Source organism: Olivibacter sp. SDN3, from assembly GCF_014334135.1.
GTDB lineage: Bacteria > Bacteroidota > Bacteroidia > Sphingobacteriales > Sphingobacteriaceae > Olivibacter.
The window spans coordinates 4,376,369-4,393,725 of record NZ_CP060497.1; the positions used below are offsets into that span (position 1 = coordinate 4,376,369).

General features: G+C 41.1%; 14 protein-coding genes. 3 read left to right on the forward strand and 11 right to left on the reverse strand.

Annotation, left to right across the window (positions count from 1 at the left end):
- The first annotated feature begins 84 nt into the window (after positions 1–84).
- Together H8S90_RS18265 and mazG are read left to right on the forward strand one after the other, a co-directional pair.
- Positions 85–1,863 (forward strand): aminopeptidase P family protein, encoded by a 1,779-nt coding sequence (locus H8S90_RS18265; protein ID WP_187339284.1) that lies wholly within the window; start codon positions 85–87, stop codon positions 1,861–1,863.
- Positions 1,864–1,871: 8 nt separating this feature from the next.
- Positions 1,872–2,675, forward strand: a complete 804-nt coding sequence (gene mazG / locus H8S90_RS18270) for a nucleoside triphosphate pyrophosphohydrolase (RefSeq protein WP_187339285.1) — start codon at positions 1,872–1,874, stop codon at positions 2,673–2,675.
- A 75-nt stretch (positions 2,676–2,750) separates the two neighbouring features.
- Here mazG and H8S90_RS18275 read toward each other — a convergent pair whose 3' ends face one another.
- Together H8S90_RS18275 and H8S90_RS18280 are read right to left on the reverse strand one after the other, a co-directional pair.
- Positions 2,751–4,904: a S9 family peptidase gene (locus H8S90_RS18275; protein WP_187339286.1), complete on the reverse strand. Its 2,154-nt coding sequence runs from the start codon at positions 4,902–4,904 to the stop codon at positions 2,751–2,753.
- Positions 4,905–4,933: 29 nt separating this feature from the next.
- Positions 4,934–6,154, reverse strand: coding sequence for an FtsX-like permease family protein (locus H8S90_RS18280; protein WP_187339287.1), 1,221 nt, complete (start codon positions 6,152–6,154; stop codon positions 4,934–4,936).
- 72 nt (positions 6,155–6,226) lie between these two features.
- Between H8S90_RS18280 and fmt the strand changes: the two genes are divergently transcribed.
- Positions 6,227–7,144, forward strand: coding sequence for a methionyl-tRNA formyltransferase (gene fmt, locus H8S90_RS18285; RefSeq protein ID WP_187339288.1), 918 nt, complete (start codon positions 6,227–6,229; stop codon positions 7,142–7,144).
- Between the two features lie 32 nt (positions 7,145–7,176).
- On the opposite strand, the gene H8S90_RS18290 is transcribed toward fmt, so the two are convergent.
- The 9 genes from H8S90_RS18290 to H8S90_RS18330 form a co-directional block, all read right to left on the reverse strand.
- Positions 7,177–8,037 carry an aminotransferase class IV gene (locus H8S90_RS18290; protein ID WP_187339289.1) on the reverse strand — a complete coding sequence of 287 codons (861 nt, stop codon included), beginning with the start codon at positions 8,035–8,037 and terminating at the stop codon, positions 7,177–7,179.
- A 45-nt stretch (positions 8,038–8,082) separates the two neighbouring features.
- Positions 8,083–9,120, reverse strand: coding sequence for an RluA family pseudouridine synthase (locus H8S90_RS18295; RefSeq protein ID WP_187339290.1), 1,038 nt, complete (start codon positions 9,118–9,120; stop codon positions 8,083–8,085).
- 209 nt (positions 9,121–9,329) lie between these two features.
- Positions 9,330–9,710 carry a VOC family protein gene (locus tag H8S90_RS18300; RefSeq protein WP_187339291.1) on the reverse strand — a complete coding sequence of 127 codons (381 nt, stop codon included), beginning with the start codon at positions 9,708–9,710 and terminating at the stop codon, positions 9,330–9,332.
- 15 nt (positions 9,711–9,725) lie between these two features.
- Positions 9,726–10,166: a VOC family protein gene (locus H8S90_RS18305; RefSeq protein WP_187339292.1), complete on the reverse strand. Its 441-nt coding sequence runs from the start codon at positions 10,164–10,166 to the stop codon at positions 9,726–9,728.
- An 80-nt stretch (positions 10,167–10,246) separates the two neighbouring features.
- Positions 10,247–10,402 carry an AraC family transcriptional regulator gene (locus H8S90_RS26485; protein ID WP_187339293.1) on the reverse strand — a complete coding sequence of 52 codons (156 nt, stop codon included), beginning with the start codon at positions 10,400–10,402 and terminating at the stop codon, positions 10,247–10,249.
- A gap of 134 nt (positions 10,403–10,536) precedes the next feature.
- Complete coding sequence (locus H8S90_RS18315) at positions 10,537–12,882, reverse strand: FdhF/YdeP family oxidoreductase (RefSeq protein ID WP_187339294.1); 2,346 nt, start codon at positions 12,880–12,882, stop codon at positions 10,537–10,539.
- Positions 12,883–12,893: 11 nt separating this feature from the next.
- Positions 12,894–13,244 (reverse strand): hypothetical protein, encoded by a 351-nt coding sequence (locus tag H8S90_RS18320; protein ID WP_187339295.1) that lies wholly within the window; start codon positions 13,242–13,244, stop codon positions 12,894–12,896.
- Positions 13,241–14,107 carry a formate dehydrogenase accessory sulfurtransferase FdhD gene (fdhD, locus tag H8S90_RS18325; RefSeq protein ID WP_187339296.1) on the reverse strand — a complete coding sequence of 289 codons (867 nt, stop codon included), beginning with the start codon at positions 14,105–14,107 and terminating at the stop codon, positions 13,241–13,243. Before fdhD ends, H8S90_RS18320 begins: the two co-directional genes overlap by 4 nt.
- Positions 14,108–14,212: 105 nt before the next feature.
- The gene (locus H8S90_RS18330; protein ID WP_187339297.1) at positions 14,213–17,356 is read right to left on the reverse strand and encodes an error-prone DNA polymerase; all 3,144 of its coding nucleotides are present in this window, start codon (positions 17,354–17,356) and stop codon (positions 14,213–14,215) included.
- Between the last annotated feature and the right edge of the window lies 1 nt (position 17,357).

Here is a 17,357-nt window from a genome sequence, read left to right on the forward strand (position 1 = left end):
TGTAAACCAATCACCACTTTTTTACAAAAAAATATGCATCAATCAACCGTCAATGCTTAAATTGCGCGAAATCAAAATAATACCATGACATATACTGAAAAACTGTTGGGGCTTCGTAAAAAAATGAAAGAGCAGCAGATTGACGCTTATATTATTCCTTCTTCAGACCCTCATATCAGTGAATATTTACCCGATCGATTTAAATGTATTGCTTTTGCCTCTGGCTTTACGGGCTCGGCAGGCACCTTAGTTATTACAGAAGACTTTGCCGGTCTGTGGACAGATGCACGTTATTTTGTACAGGCTAATGAGCAATTGAAGGACAGTGGCTTTCAGCTGGTAAAGCTAAAAAATCAGGGCAAACCAGAATACATTGAGTGGTTATCTGATTCCTTGACAGCAGGAAATAAAGTTGCTTTTGATGGCAAACTGGCCTCCGTAAGCATAGCTAAGCATTTAATTGCTGAGCTTCAACCCTCGAAAATTTTAATAGATGGAACGGTTGATCTGTTGGATGAAATTTGGACGGATAGACCTGGCCTACCTAACAACGAAGCTTACCTATTAGACGAAAAAACAGTTGGTGCTGCGATTTCAGAGAAAATAGCAAAAGTACGGGACATCATGCTTAAAGCTGGTGCAAAATATCACTTAATTTCGTCGTTAGACGATATCGCATGGTTATTCAATATACGTGGTAACGATGTAAAATGTAATCCCGTGGTGTTAAGCTTTGCGCTGTTATCTGACAAGGAGGTTACATTGTTCATTGATCAGGAAAAACTCCAACCGCATGATCAGGAAAAGCTCAAAAAGGCGGGAGTACATATTGCAGCTTATGATCAATTGGTAGATTCACTGGCAAAACTTCCCGTAGGTGGCTCAGTGCTTATTGATCCAAAACGAACCTGTTATGCGGTGTACACACAAATACCCCAATATGAGAATACTATTGAAGGGCTTAATCCAACGACCAGGTTAAAAGCTATTAAAAATACGACGGAAGCCGAACATATCAGACAAACAATGGTAAAAGATGGTGTTGCGCTCACCCGCTTTTTTAAATGGTTGGAAGAAAACATCAGCCAGACGACTTTAACAGAGCTTAGCATTACGGATAAACTTCTACAATTTAGACAACAGCAGGAAGGTTTTGTAAATGAAAGTTTTGATACCATTGCAGGTTATCTCGCTCATGGCGCACTACCCCATTATAAAGCTACAGACCAAAGTAATGCAACCTTAGCGTCCAAAGGACTGTTACTTATTGATTCGGGTGGGCAATATCGAACAGGAACTACCGATATTACCCGTGTGATTTCTCTTGGGGAATTGACAGACGCAGAGCGGGTAGATTATACATTGGTTCTAAAGGGTATGATTGAAGGAAGCACCACCACCTATCCTAAAGGAAGCAGAGGGTATCAAATTGACGCTATTACCCGAAAGCCTTTGTGGGATAGGCTTCGCAATTATGGGCATGGAACGGGCCATGGTGTTGGCTTTTTTCTGAATGTGCATGAAGGACCACATGTTTTCAATACCGCCAATATTGATATCGAAATAGAAGAAGGTATGGTTACCTCTATAGAACCGGGGCTTTATAGAGAAGGGAGGTATGGTATAAGAATAGAAAATTTGGTATTGAGTATTGCTGATCAGGAAACCGATTTTGGTGAGTTCATGGCTTTTGAAACACTTACATTGTGCTATATTGACACACAGCTTGTTGATAAGACTTTACTGGACCAAAAGCATATCGATTGGTTAAATAGTTATAATAACATGGTTTACGAACGTATCTCGCCCTTACTAGAAGTAGAAGAGCAACAATGGTTGGCCGAAAAAACGGCTATTATTTAAATATACACATGCCACATACAGCTCCAATCGCTCAATCAACACCTGCCAAAGCCTTTGAAAGGTTGCTGGAAGTGTTAAATACATTAAGAATAGAATGCCCTTGGGACAGGAAGCAAACGATGGAAAGTCTGCGACATCTAACCATAGAAGAAACTTATGAACTGGCTGATGCTATACTGGATAAGAACCTAAATGAAGTAAAAAAAGAATTGGGTGATCTTATGATGCACCTTGTTTTTTACGCCCGTATAGCTGAAGAGAACAACGATTTTAACATTGTGGATGTTTTAAATGGTGTTTGTGATAAGTTGATAAGCAGGCATCCACACATTTACGGTGATGTGAAAGTGACTGATGAAGAGGATGTGAAACGGAATTGGGAGCAACTAAAACTCAAAGAAGGCAACCAATCTGTCTTGGAGGGCGTACCCCAGTCTTTACCGGCGCTGGTAAAAGCCTATCGCATCCAAGACAAAGCGCGAGGTGTAGGTTTTGATTGGGAGGATAAAAAACAGGTATGGGAAAAAGTAGAAGAAGAACTCCAAGAATTTAAAAATGAACTGGATATTACTAAAGGCACCACTATAGATCAACAAAAGGCTGAAGGTGAATTTGGTGATCTGCTATTTTCTCTTATTAATTACGCTCGTTTCCTGGGTATCAATCCAGAAAATGCTTTGGAAAAAACCAATAAAAAATTTATTACCCGTTTCAATCATCTGGAAAACCGAGCGAAAACCCTCAGTAAAAACCTTGAGGACATGACCTTGGAAGAAATGGATGTTTACTGGAATGAAGCCAAGCGGTTATAATAAGAGCTATCAAAGGGCGATATTAACATTAATATGGCTCTTTGATAACCTTAGTTTTTTATATTACATTTTTAATTACCGAACAAACCGTTCAAAAAACTCATATGTACGCAGTAGCTGATCTATACGCTGTCTATTATCACCACTTCTAGTGATTTCATGAGTGGCTCCGGGATGTCTGACGTACTCCACTGGCCTACCTAGTACTTTTAAACTTTTATATAGCATCTCGCTCTGTATTACTCCTGTTCGCAAATCGTTCTCCCCATGAAATATGATATAGGGGGTATGGATATTCTGTACATAATTGATAGGTGACTCCCGGTCGATGGTCTGCAGTGTCTCTTCTTCCCAGGGGTAGCCACCAAAGTAGTTGGGCACCAAGCGCCAAGCATTACCCTCACCGAAGAAGGTTTTTAGATCGTATACGCCTCGTTGACTACAGGCGGCCTTAAAACGCTGATCGTGTCCAACGATCCAACTTACGAGATAACCAGCATAAGACCCTCCGGTTATCAGCAGTTTACCGGTATCTGCCCACCCCTCATCGACGGTCCTATCAAGAGCTTCTAAAACGTCACTTGTTGGTCCTTTGCCCCAATTATTCATGTTTGCCCGTAGAAACTGTTCTCCATAACCGCCAGACCCCCTAGGATTACTATATACTATACCATAACCCTGAGAACAAAAATATTGATATTCATGCCACATACTCCCCTCGCCCGGTCCCCACATAGCACTTGGCCCACCATGGATCTCCAATAGTAAAGGATATTGGTGGCTCTCTTGAAAATTACTCGGTTTCATCACCCAGTACTCAACCTCCATACCCTCTTCATTCGTAAAATGATGTTTCTCCGGTAAACTCAATTTCTTATCTTTTAACCAAGAACTGTTGAACGAACTGATTGGTTGATTGTTCTTCATGTTCAAATCGGCCTCCTCTAATTCGCTGGGGTTTGCTACACTTGTTTTTACGTATAATAATTTCCCGTCCCCTACAACAAAATCGCCGATTCCCTCATCTTCAGCCGATAATTTTTTGACCTTACCATCTTTTAACCCCAATCGATACAGAAAGGCACCCCCATTACTTAATGCCGTAAAATAAAGTTCGTCTTCCTTACTCGTCCACTTAAAATTGCCCATATTACGATCTAAGTCGATATTCATCAATACTTTCTCGGATTGTAAATCATAAATATGCACCTTAGGAACATTTGGTGTACCGGTATTCGCTTCGGCGTATACAGCGTATCTCCCTGAGGGAGATATTTCTTCCACAAAAAATGATTTATCTTTTTCCGAAAAGACAGTTTTGAGTTCCTTGGTTTCTAAGGATATACGATACACGGCAGATTCCAATACGCGATCGCCAATTTCTTTTTCGTTAATTTTTGCATTTACCAGAATTTCACGGTTATTAATAAAATGTGGATCTGCATAGGAATAAAATCCAGAAGTAAGCAATTCGGGTGCTTTATCACCTTCTGCATCCAGAACAAACAGATGATTAAAGCGAAATTCGCCAGAAGTGCTTGCTTCACCTTGAAACTGTAATTTATTGATCACTTTTGCCTTTTTATCTTGCTCATTTTTTAGCAGGTATGCCCGAATCTCTTCTATACTGCCATCGGGATTTGCTTTTATTGAATCCGGGCGTAGGTGATTGTTATCCGTATAACCGGGTTTTTCCGCATCCCATTCTGGTAAAAGCTTGTTTGGGTTAAGAACCGAGTCTTGCAGTAATTCATCCAATTTAATAGCAGACGAAAACAATATTTTCTTTCCATCAGGGCTCCATGTAGGAGATGTAGCGCCGTATTTAAAATCGGTGATTTGCTTCGGTTCGCCCCCACTAAGACTCATCATAAATAATTGAGGCTTTTCTTTTACTGTACGGACAAATAGAATTGATTGTCCATCCGGACTGAACTTTGCCTGACTGGGATTATCTTTTGAATAGGTTAGTTGCCTTAGCTCATACTGCCCTGAGGTATTACCAATCCATAGTTGATTATCGTAATCATAATTGTTTTTATCATTTTCCCGTTCAATGATTCGCTGTACTGTAAATAACATTTTTTGCCGATCAGGTGATAAGTCAAGCTGACCGATTTGCTGTATGCGCAGCATGTCTGTAACTAAGATAGGATCGGTTCCATTTTGCGACCAGGTAACACTAGCTGTTTGAATAAAAAAGACAAGTAAAAATAATTTTCTCTTCATGTAATTAAATGCTGTAAACGTTTATGTAACTATTTAAATCTAATGGCTTTAATTGGGCTTATCCTGCTTACCAGGCCGGAGGGAATTAAAAGGGCGATCAAGCATAGCATTGCTGTACCAATATTTAAAAGGAAGACCTCTACGAACCCAATATTTATCGGTACGTAGGAAATATAATAAGCGCTTTCATCCAACGTAAAAAAATGCGTATAGTGTTGGAAAAGGCATAAGCCAACACCCAATAAATTTCCTAAAATGAGCCCCACCCCTATTAACTGAAATGCATTATAGAGGAAAACTTTACGGATAGAAAGGTTATCTAAACCTAATGCTTTTAAAATACCAATCATATTTGTTCTTTCGAGAATCATGATCAGTAGAGCAGAAATCATATTGATAATAGCCACCAGTACCATCAAAACGAGTATCACCTGTGAATTGATATCTAACAGTGCCAACCATTCAAAAATTTCCGGAAACTGCTCTAAAACGGTCGCTGAAACCAGGTGTATCGGTAGAAAACTCAGAACATCTTGATTAATTTGAGCGACATTTTCAAAATGGTTCACAGCTACCTCATATCCGCCTACATCTTTTGACTGCCAGTTGTTTAACCTTCTTATTAACGAGATATCTCCTATTACATAGGTTTTATCGATCTCCTCAACACCTAAATTGTATATACCGACGATGGTAAATTTTCTTTTGCGTAAGGGCTCTTGCACAAAATACATCAAAAAATCGTCGCCGAGTTTAAGCTTCAATCGATTGGCGGTATATTTTGATATTAGAATTTGCTGTTGCGCAGGTATACTATCAGCGAAGTTCAACGTATCACCTTCGATAAGAATATGTTTTAACGATTGTTGATTATAAGCACTATCTATACCTTTTAGCACTACACCCTCCACCTCATCATTCGCATTGATAATTCCTGCCTTGGTAGCGAAGGCTCTTATATGACTAACGCCGGGGAGCTTACCGAGTAAATGTAAACTATCATCATTTAAATGAAAAGGCATACGTTCATAGGAGCTGTTTAAATCGTGCTTAAAAATCGTGATATCTCCATTAAAGCCCCTTTCTTTGTTAATGATATCACCTTTAAACCCTTTTAACACGGCTATTGCTAAAATCATCACGGCTAAACCAAGCATAATGCCTGCTATCGCCACATGAACTATTAATTTCGAATATGTGCGTTGCCCCCCTTGGCTAATACGACGCGCTAAGTATAAAGGAAAATTCAAGTCTGCAATATATAATTTGTACCTTAGCAAAGGTAAAGATTGATTGTTTAAAAAAAACATAGAACTAAAATAATGCGAATAATATTTATGGGCACACCGGATTTTGCAGTTGCTTCTCTGGAAGCACTGTTAGATGCGGGGGAAGAAGTAGTAGCCGTTGTGACCGTTGCAGACAAACCTGCTGGTCGCGGGCAAAAACTACAGGAATCTGCCATAAAGAAGTATGCCCTTTCTAAAAATATCCCTGTTCTTCAACCTGTTCGTTTAAAGGATGCCGATTTTCTGAAAGAACTTAAAAGTTTCAAAGCAGATTTGCAAGTAGTAGTAGCCTTTAGAATGTTACCTGAAGTTGTTTGGAATATGCCGCCAAAGGGGACTATTAACCTTCATGCCTCCCTTTTACCACAATACCGCGGTGCAGCACCTATTAATCACGCAGTCATCAATGGGGAAAAAGAAAGCGGCGTCACCACTTTTAAACTACAGCATGCAATTGATACCGGGAATATATTGTTTAGAGAACGTGTGGCTATTGCAGATCATGACACAGCTGGAGACCTTCATGATAAGTTGATGTATACAGGAGCAAAACTGTTGGTAAAAACGGTACAGGCAATAAAAGCTAATATGTTCGAGGAAATTTCCCAAGAAGTAGATGCAGAAAATTCGGTATTAAAGGAAGCTCCTAAAATTTTTAAAGACGATTGCAAGATTCTCTGGAATAAATCCGTTGATGATGTTTACAATCAAATCAGAGGGCTAAGCCCCTACCCTACGGCTTTCACTGACTTTCAAGGGAAAATATTAAAAATTTTTACATGTACCCGGGAGAAAATTACGGTAGATAGACATCCGGGAGAATTTGTGAGTGATGGTAAACAATACTTGAAATTTGCAACAAAAGATGGTTATATCGCGGTAGGGGAAATACAACTCGAAGGAAAGAAAAAAATGAAGATAGATGAATTTCTAAGAGGCATTAGGCTTTAAACAATAAAGAAATAGTGGGTAGTACCCACTATTTACTCGTCAAGATCAATTTCCAATTGCCATTTACTAAGCTTTTCCTGTAGCCGTTTTGACAAATAGTTGAAATACCGTTTCTTTTTATACCCCATTACCCAATGAATACCATGAATGGCATTCGTTAGAAACATTTCATCTGCTTCATGTAGTATTTCGGGACTTATTTGAGCCTCTACTACCTCGATGCCGTATTCTTTTGCCATCTCTATTACAACTCTACGCATTACTCCAGCGATACATCCCTCACTTAACGCAGGTGTATATAACGTTTTATTATACCAGACAAATATGTTAGCGCTCAACGATTCGCAAAGAAATCCTTCGTTGTTTAAGATCAGCATATCATCACATCCAAGCTTTTTGCGTGTTATACCTGCAAGTACATATATCAGGGCGTTATTGCTTTTTAATTTTGATAAACTATTAACGGGTTTCCTATGCTCTCTGTAGACATCTATAATGACACCGGTCTTATTCAGACGATAGCCACTATGCTCTAAAGGAGTTGCTTCTAGTAGGTAATTACATTTATTCGTGTCTGGACTGTACAATCCAGCACCGCCCCTATAGATATTTAAACGTATTCTTGCCTCACCCAGTTTATTCTTTTTGACCAACTCTGCTGCTTTCTCACGAATGAAATATGCATCAAATTTATTGGCACCTTCCAAATGTAATATTTCCATGCTTTCCTGAAGTCGTTCTATATGGTATTGTAAAAAGCGAATATCATTATCTACCCAACGCATGGTTTCAAATATTCCATCACCATAACGTAGACTTCGGTTATTTGCGAGTATCACTGGTTGACTTTCCGGCATCAAGGTGCCGTTATTATTTATGTATGTATCGTTCATCAGTATTCTTAACGGGAAAAAGGAAAAATTAGTTCTTGAATAATGTTATTTTGATCTTTCATATTGCACATAGGAACGCCACTTATCTAGGCAGGAAGCATAATCTTGTGGTAAGTCAGCTTCAAAGGTTATATATGTTTTCTTTTGGGGATGTATAAATCCTAAACTTTTAGCGTGTAACGCCTGCCGGGGTAATATGCCAAAGCAATTATCAACAAATTGTTTATACTTTGTAAATACAGTCCCTTTTAGGATTTTATTTCCTCCATACAACGCATCATTGAATAGCGGGTGGCCAATAGACTGCATATGTGCCCGTATCTGGTGTGTGCGTCCTGTTTCTAACTGACATTCAATGAGTGTTACATAACCGAGCCTTTCTAATACCGTATAATGTGTCACAGACCATTTACCTTTATCTTCATTGTCATAAACCGACATCACTCTACGATCTTTTAAACTTCTGCCTATATAACCTGCTACCGTTCCATCCTTTTCGATATCTCCCCAAACCAGTGCTAGATATTTTCTGTGGATACTATGATCGTAAAACTGCTTAGCCAATTGGGTAATCGTCCGTTCATTCTTGGCAATGACCAGCAGTCCGCTGGTATCTTTATCGATTCGGTGTACCAAGCCTGGTCGTCCATCGTTACCTGGTAGATGCGGCAGCTTACTGAAATGAAAAACCAAGGCATTTACCAGCGTGCCGGTATAATTATTGTAGCCCGGATGTACAACCATACCCGCCGGCTTGTTCACAATTAATAAATCATCATCTTCATATGGAATTACTAAAGGGATATCTTCAGGATATACTTCGGTATCTCTGGGCGGATGTGGTAGAACGACCGTTATAATATCGAAAGGTTTAACTTTGTAACTTGCTTTTATTGGCTTGTTGTTAACCAATACATTATCTGCTTCAATAGCATTTTGAATTCGATTTCGGGAAGCATTTTCCACGCGATGCATTAAAAATTTATCAATACGTAGTAACGCCTGCCCTTTATCTACCGCTATGCGTAAATGTTCATATAAATCCTGCTCGCCGTTCTCTTCTATATCGAATTCTTCAGTCATGCTGCAAAAGTAAATAATATTTCTTCGATTATTGAACCCCGCTAAGCCAAAAGGTTGTTAAATGTTTTTCTTCTTAAAATGAGCATCAAAAGTATATGATGTTGTTGGAACTCCAAAGAGGGAGTAATAGTTTCTATGTGGAGGGATTTTTTTATTTTACTTTTTTTGCGCTGTAATTTATTAACGATCCGTTCTTATCCAAGGTAATATCAGAAAGTAACCTTAAAATGAGGGTTGTGAATAAGACCAATAATATTTTCCCAAGGGTCTTTCAGTTGCGCGACGATAATGCCTTCTCCAACATCTTTAGGCCTCTCATAGGCTGTTGCTCCCAAGGTTACTAACCTGTTGAACTCGGTAGCAATGTCATCAACTCCCCAATAGGCTATCACGCTTTCGACCCGGTCTTTCCTGGACTGTTCTTCGGGTTGAAGTCCAAGTTCATATCCGCCAATATCAAACCCCACATAAAACGGTTCATCAAAGTAAGGTTCGACTTCGAATGCTTTGGCATACCATTCTTTGGCAATACTGATCTCTCCAACTTTATAAATAACTGTTCGAAGCCCTAAAATTTTATTATTTCCCATTATCTTGGTTTTAATTTACAAATGGTTAATCGATTTATGGTCAATGGCGTTATTGTTCTTATCAAGTGGAATAAAGGTGTTGTAGGCAATTTCAATGATATTACCTTCTATATCTTCAAAGTAAAAGAATAATCCGCCGAAAGGTGGCTTAGTTGGTTCACTCAGCATTTTCACTCCTTTAGCCTTTAGCTGTTTATAAAGCTCTCCTACTTCTCTTTCTGTCGGAACATTATAACCAAAAGTAACTGCACGAAAACCGCTGCCTTCAGGTTTAATGCCTATAAAGGTTGCTAACTCCTTTCGTTTTCCAATGCTAAATAAAAAACCGTTCATTTTGTAAAAAACAATATCTTTGTTCACAGCTACCGGATTCCATCCCAATTTTTCCTCATAAAAATTTCTCATAGCAGTTAAGTCATCTGCACCAATCGTCAATACGCTTATTCTTTGCTCCATTTTTAATTTACTTTGTGGTTCATGTTTTACTGCAAAGTTATCTTATTGATAATAAACAACTTTGGGAAAAAACGACAAAATTAAAATTGCGATGGAGCAAGTCCTGTGTATCGTTTTATTTCATTACTAAGGTGGGCGTGGTCATAATATCCGCAGTCAAAAGCAATATCCAATAAATTTTTTTGCCCTTTGTTGCGCTTTATTTTTGAAAGAGCAAGCCTGTGTCCAAAAAGCATCAATGTAGTCTACTAAATCGGGATGAGGTTCAACTTGGGTGTAAATCATATTTTTATATCAAAGTTAATACGCTGTACCCTCTAAAAACATGCCAGCGAAGCAACGGTAATGAGACCTAAAACTATGTACTTAATTACAATTGGTCTATTAAGTCATATATTTTAGGGTCATGTTTTCTGATTTTAATTTTAACATATTTTGATGCCGGCATGTTACTTTCCCGAACAACGTTATTTACAGAAACCAATACATTTGTTTCAGGGAAATACGTCATCGTATTCCGTTCGGGTATTTGATAAGCAACAATAATGAACAAAGGGGCAATTCTTTCGATATTATCGTCGTAGTTGAATAAATCTACCTTGTCACCCGTTTTAAACCCGGCGTCCCCTATATCTTTTTCATTCATAAAAATTACTCTACGCCCGTTCTTTATACCACGATACCGATCGTCGAGGCCATAAATTGTCGTATTGAATTGATCGTGCGTGCGGGTAGTAGCCATCATATATTCATCAGGACCAAGTTCATTATCCGGTACGACGGTTAAAGTAAATGGCGCGCGATCTCCGAAATCCCTAGTGATGAACTTTCCATCCCGTGCAGCATTGGGAAGATAAAATCCTTCTTTTTGCCTCACCTTGACATTATAGTCTTCGAAGCCCGGAATGCACTTTTCGATGTCATCCCTCACTGTATCATAACTCTCGGCGTATCGCTGCCAATTAACAACGGATTTACTTCCCAAAGTGGCCATTGCCATACGGCATACAATCTGCGTTTCGTTCATAAGCATCTCGGACACTGGCTTTAATACACCTTTTGATGATTGTACGACGCCCATTGAATTCTCTGTACTTACGAACTGAGGCTTACCATTCACTATATCGATATCACTTCGCGAAAATGTTGGAAGTATCAAAGCCTCTTGTCCATGTATCAAATGCCCCCGATTTAGTTTAGTAGACACACATACGGTTAAATTGAGTTTTCTTAACGCCCTAGAAGTATAAGTTGTGTCAGGTGTTGCTGACAGAAAATTACCTCCCATACAAAAAAGTACTTTGACTTTCCCTTGGTGCATGGCCTTAATAGCTCCTACAACATCGTAACCGTGTTCACGTGGAGGTTCAAAGCCGAAAACGTCCCGTATCCTATCCAGCTGTTCGTTGGTAGGTTTTTCATTGATCAACATAGTTCTGTTTCCCTGGACGTTACTGTGCCCACGGACCGGACAAACGCCTGCTCCCGGTTTGCCGATACTTCCTTTGAGCAACAACAAATTAACGATCTCCCGAATCATATCAACGCCATTTGGTTGCTGCGTTAATCCCATGCCCCAACAAAAAATAATGCGCTTCTTGAATGCTAACAGCTGAGCCGCCTCATAAATTGCTGCAGGCGATATGCCAGCAGCGACCGCGAGCTCTTCCAGTGTATAATCATCAAATTGCTTGATAAATGTATCATATCCCACTGTCTTTTCTCCTATGAATTGTTGGTCAAATACTTCTCCGGGAGATTTTCTTTCGAAATCTAACAATAGGAGCTCGATAGCCTTTAGGAGAGCCATGTCACCATTTATTTTCACCGGCAAATAGAGATCTGCGAGTGTAACCCCCTTGCCAATAACGCCATTTATTTGCTGTGGATTCCGGAATCCCATTAAACCAGCTTCAGGCAACGGGTTGATTGCGATGATCTTCGCGCCATTTTTTTTGCCTTTCTCCAGGGCGGTCATCATACGAGGAGCATTGGTTCCGGGGTTCTGTCCAACAATTACGATCACATCTGTATCATAGAAATCATGTAATGTGACTGTTCCCTTGCCAATCCCGATGGTTGGCAATAAAGCAGTTCCTGAAGTCTCGTGACACATATTCGAGCAATCAGGCATATTGTTCGTACCATATTCTTTTGCAAATAGCTGGTATACAAACGATGCTTCATTGCTCGTTCTTCCAGAAGTATAAAACGCAGCTTCATTCGGCGAGTCTAAGGCATTCAGGTGTTCTGCAATTTTTTTGAACGCATTGTCCCAACTGATGGGTTTATAATGTGTTCCGTTTTTAGGCATGTACATAGGTTCTGTCAATCTTCCCATCCGACCTATTTTAAAATCGTCCAATTTAGCCAGATCATAAACGGAATTGCTTTGAAAGAATGCTGCAGTAACCTTTTTTGTCGTTGCTTCTTCTGCCAAAGCCTTTGCTCCATTTTCACAATATTCGCCCAATGGCGATCGGTCATCATCAGGATCGGGCCATGCACAACTCGGACAATCAAAACCACCCACTTGATTCATTTTAAATAAGGCCCGTGTTCCTCTAAACGGCACCCCCTCTTCAAAAAAATCGCTAAATGCCGCTATCACAGCAGGTAAACCTGCAGCTGATGTTTTCACCTTGGTTAATTTCAAGTCTAATAACTTGTAGGGGTTCTCTGCAGCGGGTATTTTTTTATCGTTATCTTTTTCCATAATCCAGGTATTTATTGGCGTATTAGTGGATTGGGGAAATTATCGCTTTGATCCTCTTCAACATTGTCAAGGCAAGTAAAGTCTTTTTCCACAAGCAAACTTACAGGACCGGTTCGATCTTCAAATCCTACGCTGTCGGTATTATTAAGTTCATCGATCATTACCTTTGGCATTCTGAGCTCGATACGGTCTAGTACATAATCAGCTGAAAGTGTATCGTCTTTTGTTGAATTTATTGCATATACCAATGTTTTTCCCGCAAACTCCGAGCGTTCTTCCAAAAAACCTGTAGCCCCTAATTTCTCTACGTCGGATTTAGTCAACCTATATCTTACCGAATTGCCTTTGATTCTAATTTTCATACGCTCTGTATTAATATTCGATCACTCGAATTGTAAATGTTGAATCTATTTTCTTTAAGAAAACCCAAAAGGGTAATATCAAATTCCCTGGCAAGTTCTACCGCAAGGCTTGACGGTGCCCCTATAGCCGCTACAATGGAGATACCGGCCATGGCCGTTTTTTGAATCAATTCAAAACTTGCCCTTCCACTGAGAAGTAAAACATGCCGGTCTAATGGCAATAAATTGTTAATCAAAGCATCACCTATTAATTTATCTACTGCATTGTGTCGTCCGACGTCTTCCCTTAAAAAAACCAAATCACCCTGAATAGTAAAAAGGCCAGATGCATGGATGCCTCCTGTAACCTCAAAATTGCTTTGGGCGGTTCTTAACTTCGCGGGTAACTGGTATAATACGTTTATACTTAGATGTAGCCGGGGCTTGTTCAGGTTGCAAAAAGAACTAACCGTTCTTATGGATTGAATAGAACTTTTTCCACAAACACCGCAACTGGATGTTGTATAAAAATTCCTGTCTGTCTGCGCTAGAGAAGGTGTGAAATTTTCAGTGAGTTCTACCTGGATAATATTTTCTTTACCTGAAGAACACTCCATACCTGCATGGTAGACATCTACCACGTCGTGATAGGAGGATATAATTCCTTCTGTGAATAAAAAGCCAACAGCAAGTGCTATATCATCACCCGGCGTGCGCATGGTGACGGAGATATTTTTTTGTATTCGCTTTGCTCTAGGGCCGTAGTCAATTCTTATTTCCAGCGGTTCTTCTACCGAGAGTATGTCTGATAGCCGTGAACTTGTAAAGCCGTTTACCTTTTTTACAGGCATATGCTTGACTGAAATTAACTCCAAACCGTTCATTTTCAAAAAAATATATTAAAACATAATACGTAAATTTAATAAAAAATCCGACCAAAAAACATCTTTTTCTATAATTTGCCTGATAGGCGGCTTGTTGTTTGTCACTTACTTGAAATTCCTTCCCTTATGGAATACGCTATTAGTGATATCTTCATCATCCGCTGTTACAAGTCCACGCAATAATCCTGACATATCAAAACAGCGTTGGGCAATTACATGGACGACTTCACCCTCGATTTGTAATTTACCGGCTACCATAAACAGCCTCGACCTAAGGATCTCTTTCCGGTATTTCGTAAACACCTTGCCCCAAACCACAAGGTTTGCAAATCCCGTTTCATCTTCGATGGTTACGAACAACACGCCTTTGGCCGTACCTGGTCGTTGGCGCACCGTTATCATGCCACAAACCTTTACGTGCATACCGTTGTTCATCGTACTTAACTTTTCAGTTGGCACGACATGTAGCAGATTCAGTTTCTCGCGGAGGAAGCTGACGGGATGTGCTTTGATAGACAAAGAGGTAGCTGCATAATCCTGCACTACATGCTCACTGGTTGTCATCAGGGGCAGTGTTATTTGCCCCTCTTTGCTACATTTCAACGGTTGTCCCTCAAACAGCGCGATCGGCCTATCTTGTAAAGCCGAAATCTCCCACAATGCCTGTCTTCGGTCGATCCCCAATGAGCGGAACGCGTCCGCATCAGCTAGTCTTTCCATCGCAGATAGCGACACACCCGCATCCACTATGGCAGTAATGGTGGCATAACCATTGCTCCGTTTGTTCACTAACAAGTCCGCATCTTCCTCACATATGCCATCCGCTTGTCGAAAACCAAGGCGCAGGGCATGCTCTTTGCCCATTTCACCTTCCAATGTATTGTCCCACTCCGAGTAGTTGACATCGATGGGAAGCACGGTCACACCATGTTTACGGGCATCGATAACGAGCTGTGCCGGTTGGTAGAAACCCATTGGCTGGCTATTCAGTAAGGCCGCTGCGAAAATACCGGGGTAATAGCATTTCAGGTAACAGGAAACGTATACCAATAGGGCAAACGAGGCGGCGTGGCTTTCGGGAAACCCGTAGCTTCCGAAGCCTTCCAATTGTTTGAATACCCGATTGGCAAAATCTTCAGAATAATCTTTTGCCACCATTCCATCCACCATTTTCTTATGGAAACGGCTCACCTCCCCTTTGGCTTTGAAGGTAGCCATGCTCCTGCGAAGTTCATCGGCCTCAGCAGGCGTAAAGCCCGCCGCTACGATGGCAATCTCCATGGCCTGCTCCTGGAACAAGGGAACGCCCAACGTCTTTTTCAGAATGTGCTCGATTTCCTCTGACGGATAATCTTCTGGCTCCTCTTTGTTACGCCTACGTAGGTAAGGATGCACCATATCACCCTGTATCGGCCCCGGCCTTACGATGGCCACCTCGATGACCAGATCGTAGAAGCAACTGGGGCGCAGGCGGGGAAGCATCGACATCTGCGCCCTACTCTCAATCTGGAATACACCAAGGGTATCGGCATGACTTATCATTTTGTATACTTTTTCATCGTCCTCTGGTATGTTTGCCAAGGTGAGTTCAAGGTTATAGTGCGCTTTGGCCAGATCAAAAGCCTTGCGGACGCAGGTCAGCATACCCAATCCCAGTACATCCACCTTCAGGAAACCTAATGCTTCCAGGTCATCTTTGTTCCATTCGAGGTTCGTGCGGTCTTCCATTCGCGCATTGATGATGGGACAAAGTTCATGGAGGTTACCCTGTGTAATGACAAAACCTCCCGTGTGTTGACCCAATTGACGGGGAAAACCCATGTATTGGTAAGTCAATTCGAGCACTTTCCTTAAATGCGGATCATCAGGGTTAAAGCCTTGTTCGGCAAGCCTTTCCAAATCGATATGGTCATCCCAATGACTGCTGATAACTCCGGATAGACGACCTACGGCATCCAATGACAGTCCCATAGCCTTCGCGACATCACGTATGGCACCTTTCGAGCGTACCTGTGTTACCGTAGCTACGATAGCGGCGCGGTGACGGCCATACTTTTCATAAATGTATTGAATTACTTCCTCCCTCCTCTCATGCTCAAAATCCACATCAATATCGGGTGGTTCATCTCGAGCGTCAGACATGAAACGTGCAAAAAGGAGCCTGAATTTCGAAGGGTTCACTGATGTGATACCCAGGCAATAACATACCGTTGAGTTGGCTGCTGAACCACGTCCCTGACAAAGGATGCCCCGTTCACGTGCAAAACGCACATAGTCGTACACGGTAAGGAAGTATGAAGCATAATTTTTCCGCTGGATGAAATTCAGCTCATCAACGATTGCCTTTACAACATTTTCGGGAATATCGTCATCAAATCGTTCTTTTGCGCCTTTCCATGTAATATAGGTTAACTCCTCCTGTGGTGTACGGCCATCTCTTGTCAGTTCCTCGGGATAAACATATTTCAGGCTATCGAGAGAGAAACTGCAAGCTTCTGCAATTTTTTCCGTATAACTGACAGCATCGGGATACTGGCGAAACAGGCGATGCATTTCCGCCATTGGTTTAAGGTGGCGCTCGGCATTCGGATGCAGCCGGAAACCCGCGTTGTGAATGGTGCATTTCTCCCGGATACAGGTCAGTATATCTTGCAGTTCCCGTCTGGCCGGCTCATGATAATGCACATCACCCAAAGCCACCATAGGGATATCAATCTGCTGGCATAGCTGGTGCAACCTGAACAGCTTTTTCGCATCATCACCTTGGTAAGTTCGGGTAGCGCCCAAAGAAATATGTTTACCCAGAACCTCCCGATATTCCCCCATGTGCTGTACGAAGGATTGTTCCAGTTCGAAAGTCGTGGTTAGTTTATCGGGTGGCACGGCAATAAATTTCATGCCTTTGCTATGAGCATAAACATCCGCTTTATATAAATGACATTCCCCTTTTTCTGCGCGAAGATTACCTACTGTCAGCAATGTGGAAAGCCGCCCGTAGGCATCCATATCTGTGGGATAGGCTAACAGGCTTGGGCCATCCAACAGGTCAAGGCGGCAAGCAGGAATGATACGCATACCATGTTTTTTGGCAGCGGTATGTGCTCGAACAATACCTGCGAAACTATTCCTATCGGTAATGGCAATGGCTTTATAACCCAATGCCGCTGCGCGTTCCACCAACTCATCGGGGTGCGATGCTCCCCGTAGAAAACTAAAATTCGTTGTCACCTGTAATTCCGTATAGCCCATA

Bases quoted from the DNA above. Each gene is read 5' to 3' on its own strand.
- H8S90_RS18265 (WP_187339284.1), top strand. From the start codon at position 85: ATGACATATACTGAAAAACTGTTGGGGCTTCGTAAAAAAATGAAAGAG.
- mazG (WP_187339285.1), top strand. From the start codon at position 1,872: ATGCCACATACAGCTCCAATCGCTCAATCAACACCTGCCAAAGCCTTT.
- H8S90_RS18275 (WP_187339286.1), bottom strand. From the start codon at position 4,904: ATGAAGAGAAAATTATTTTTACTTGTCTTTTTTATTCAAACAGCTAGT.
- fmt (WP_187339288.1), top strand. From the start codon at position 6,227: ATGCGAATAATATTTATGGGCACACCGGATTTTGCAGTTGCTTCTCTG.
- H8S90_RS18290 (WP_187339289.1), bottom strand. From the start codon at position 8,037: ATGAACGATACATACATAAATAATAACGGCACCTTGATGCCGGAAAGT.
- H8S90_RS18295 (WP_187339290.1), bottom strand. From the start codon at position 9,120: ATGACTGAAGAATTCGATATAGAAGAGAACGGCGAGCAGGATTTATAT.
- H8S90_RS18300 (WP_187339291.1), bottom strand. From the start codon at position 9,710: ATGGGAAATAATAAAATTTTAGGGCTTCGAACAGTTATTTATAAAGTT.
- H8S90_RS18305 (WP_187339292.1), bottom strand. From the start codon at position 10,166: ATGGAGCAAAGAATAAGCGTATTGACGATTGGTGCAGATGACTTAACT.
- H8S90_RS26485 (WP_187339293.1), bottom strand. From the start codon at position 10,402: ATGCTTTTTGGACACAGGCTTGCTCTTTCAAAAATAAAGCGCAACAAA.
- H8S90_RS18315 (WP_187339294.1), bottom strand. From the start codon at position 12,882: ATGGAAAAAGATAACGATAAAAAAATACCCGCTGCAGAGAACCCCTAC.
- H8S90_RS18320 (WP_187339295.1), bottom strand. From the start codon at position 13,244: ATGAAAATTAGAATCAAAGGCAATTCGGTAAGATATAGGTTGACTAAA.
- fdhD (WP_187339296.1), bottom strand. From the start codon at position 14,107: ATGAACGGTTTGGAGTTAATTTCAGTCAAGCATATGCCTGTAAAAAAG.
- H8S90_RS18330 (WP_187339297.1), bottom strand. From the start codon at position 17,356: ATGGGCTATACGGAATTACAGGTGACAACGAATTTTAGTTTTCTACGG.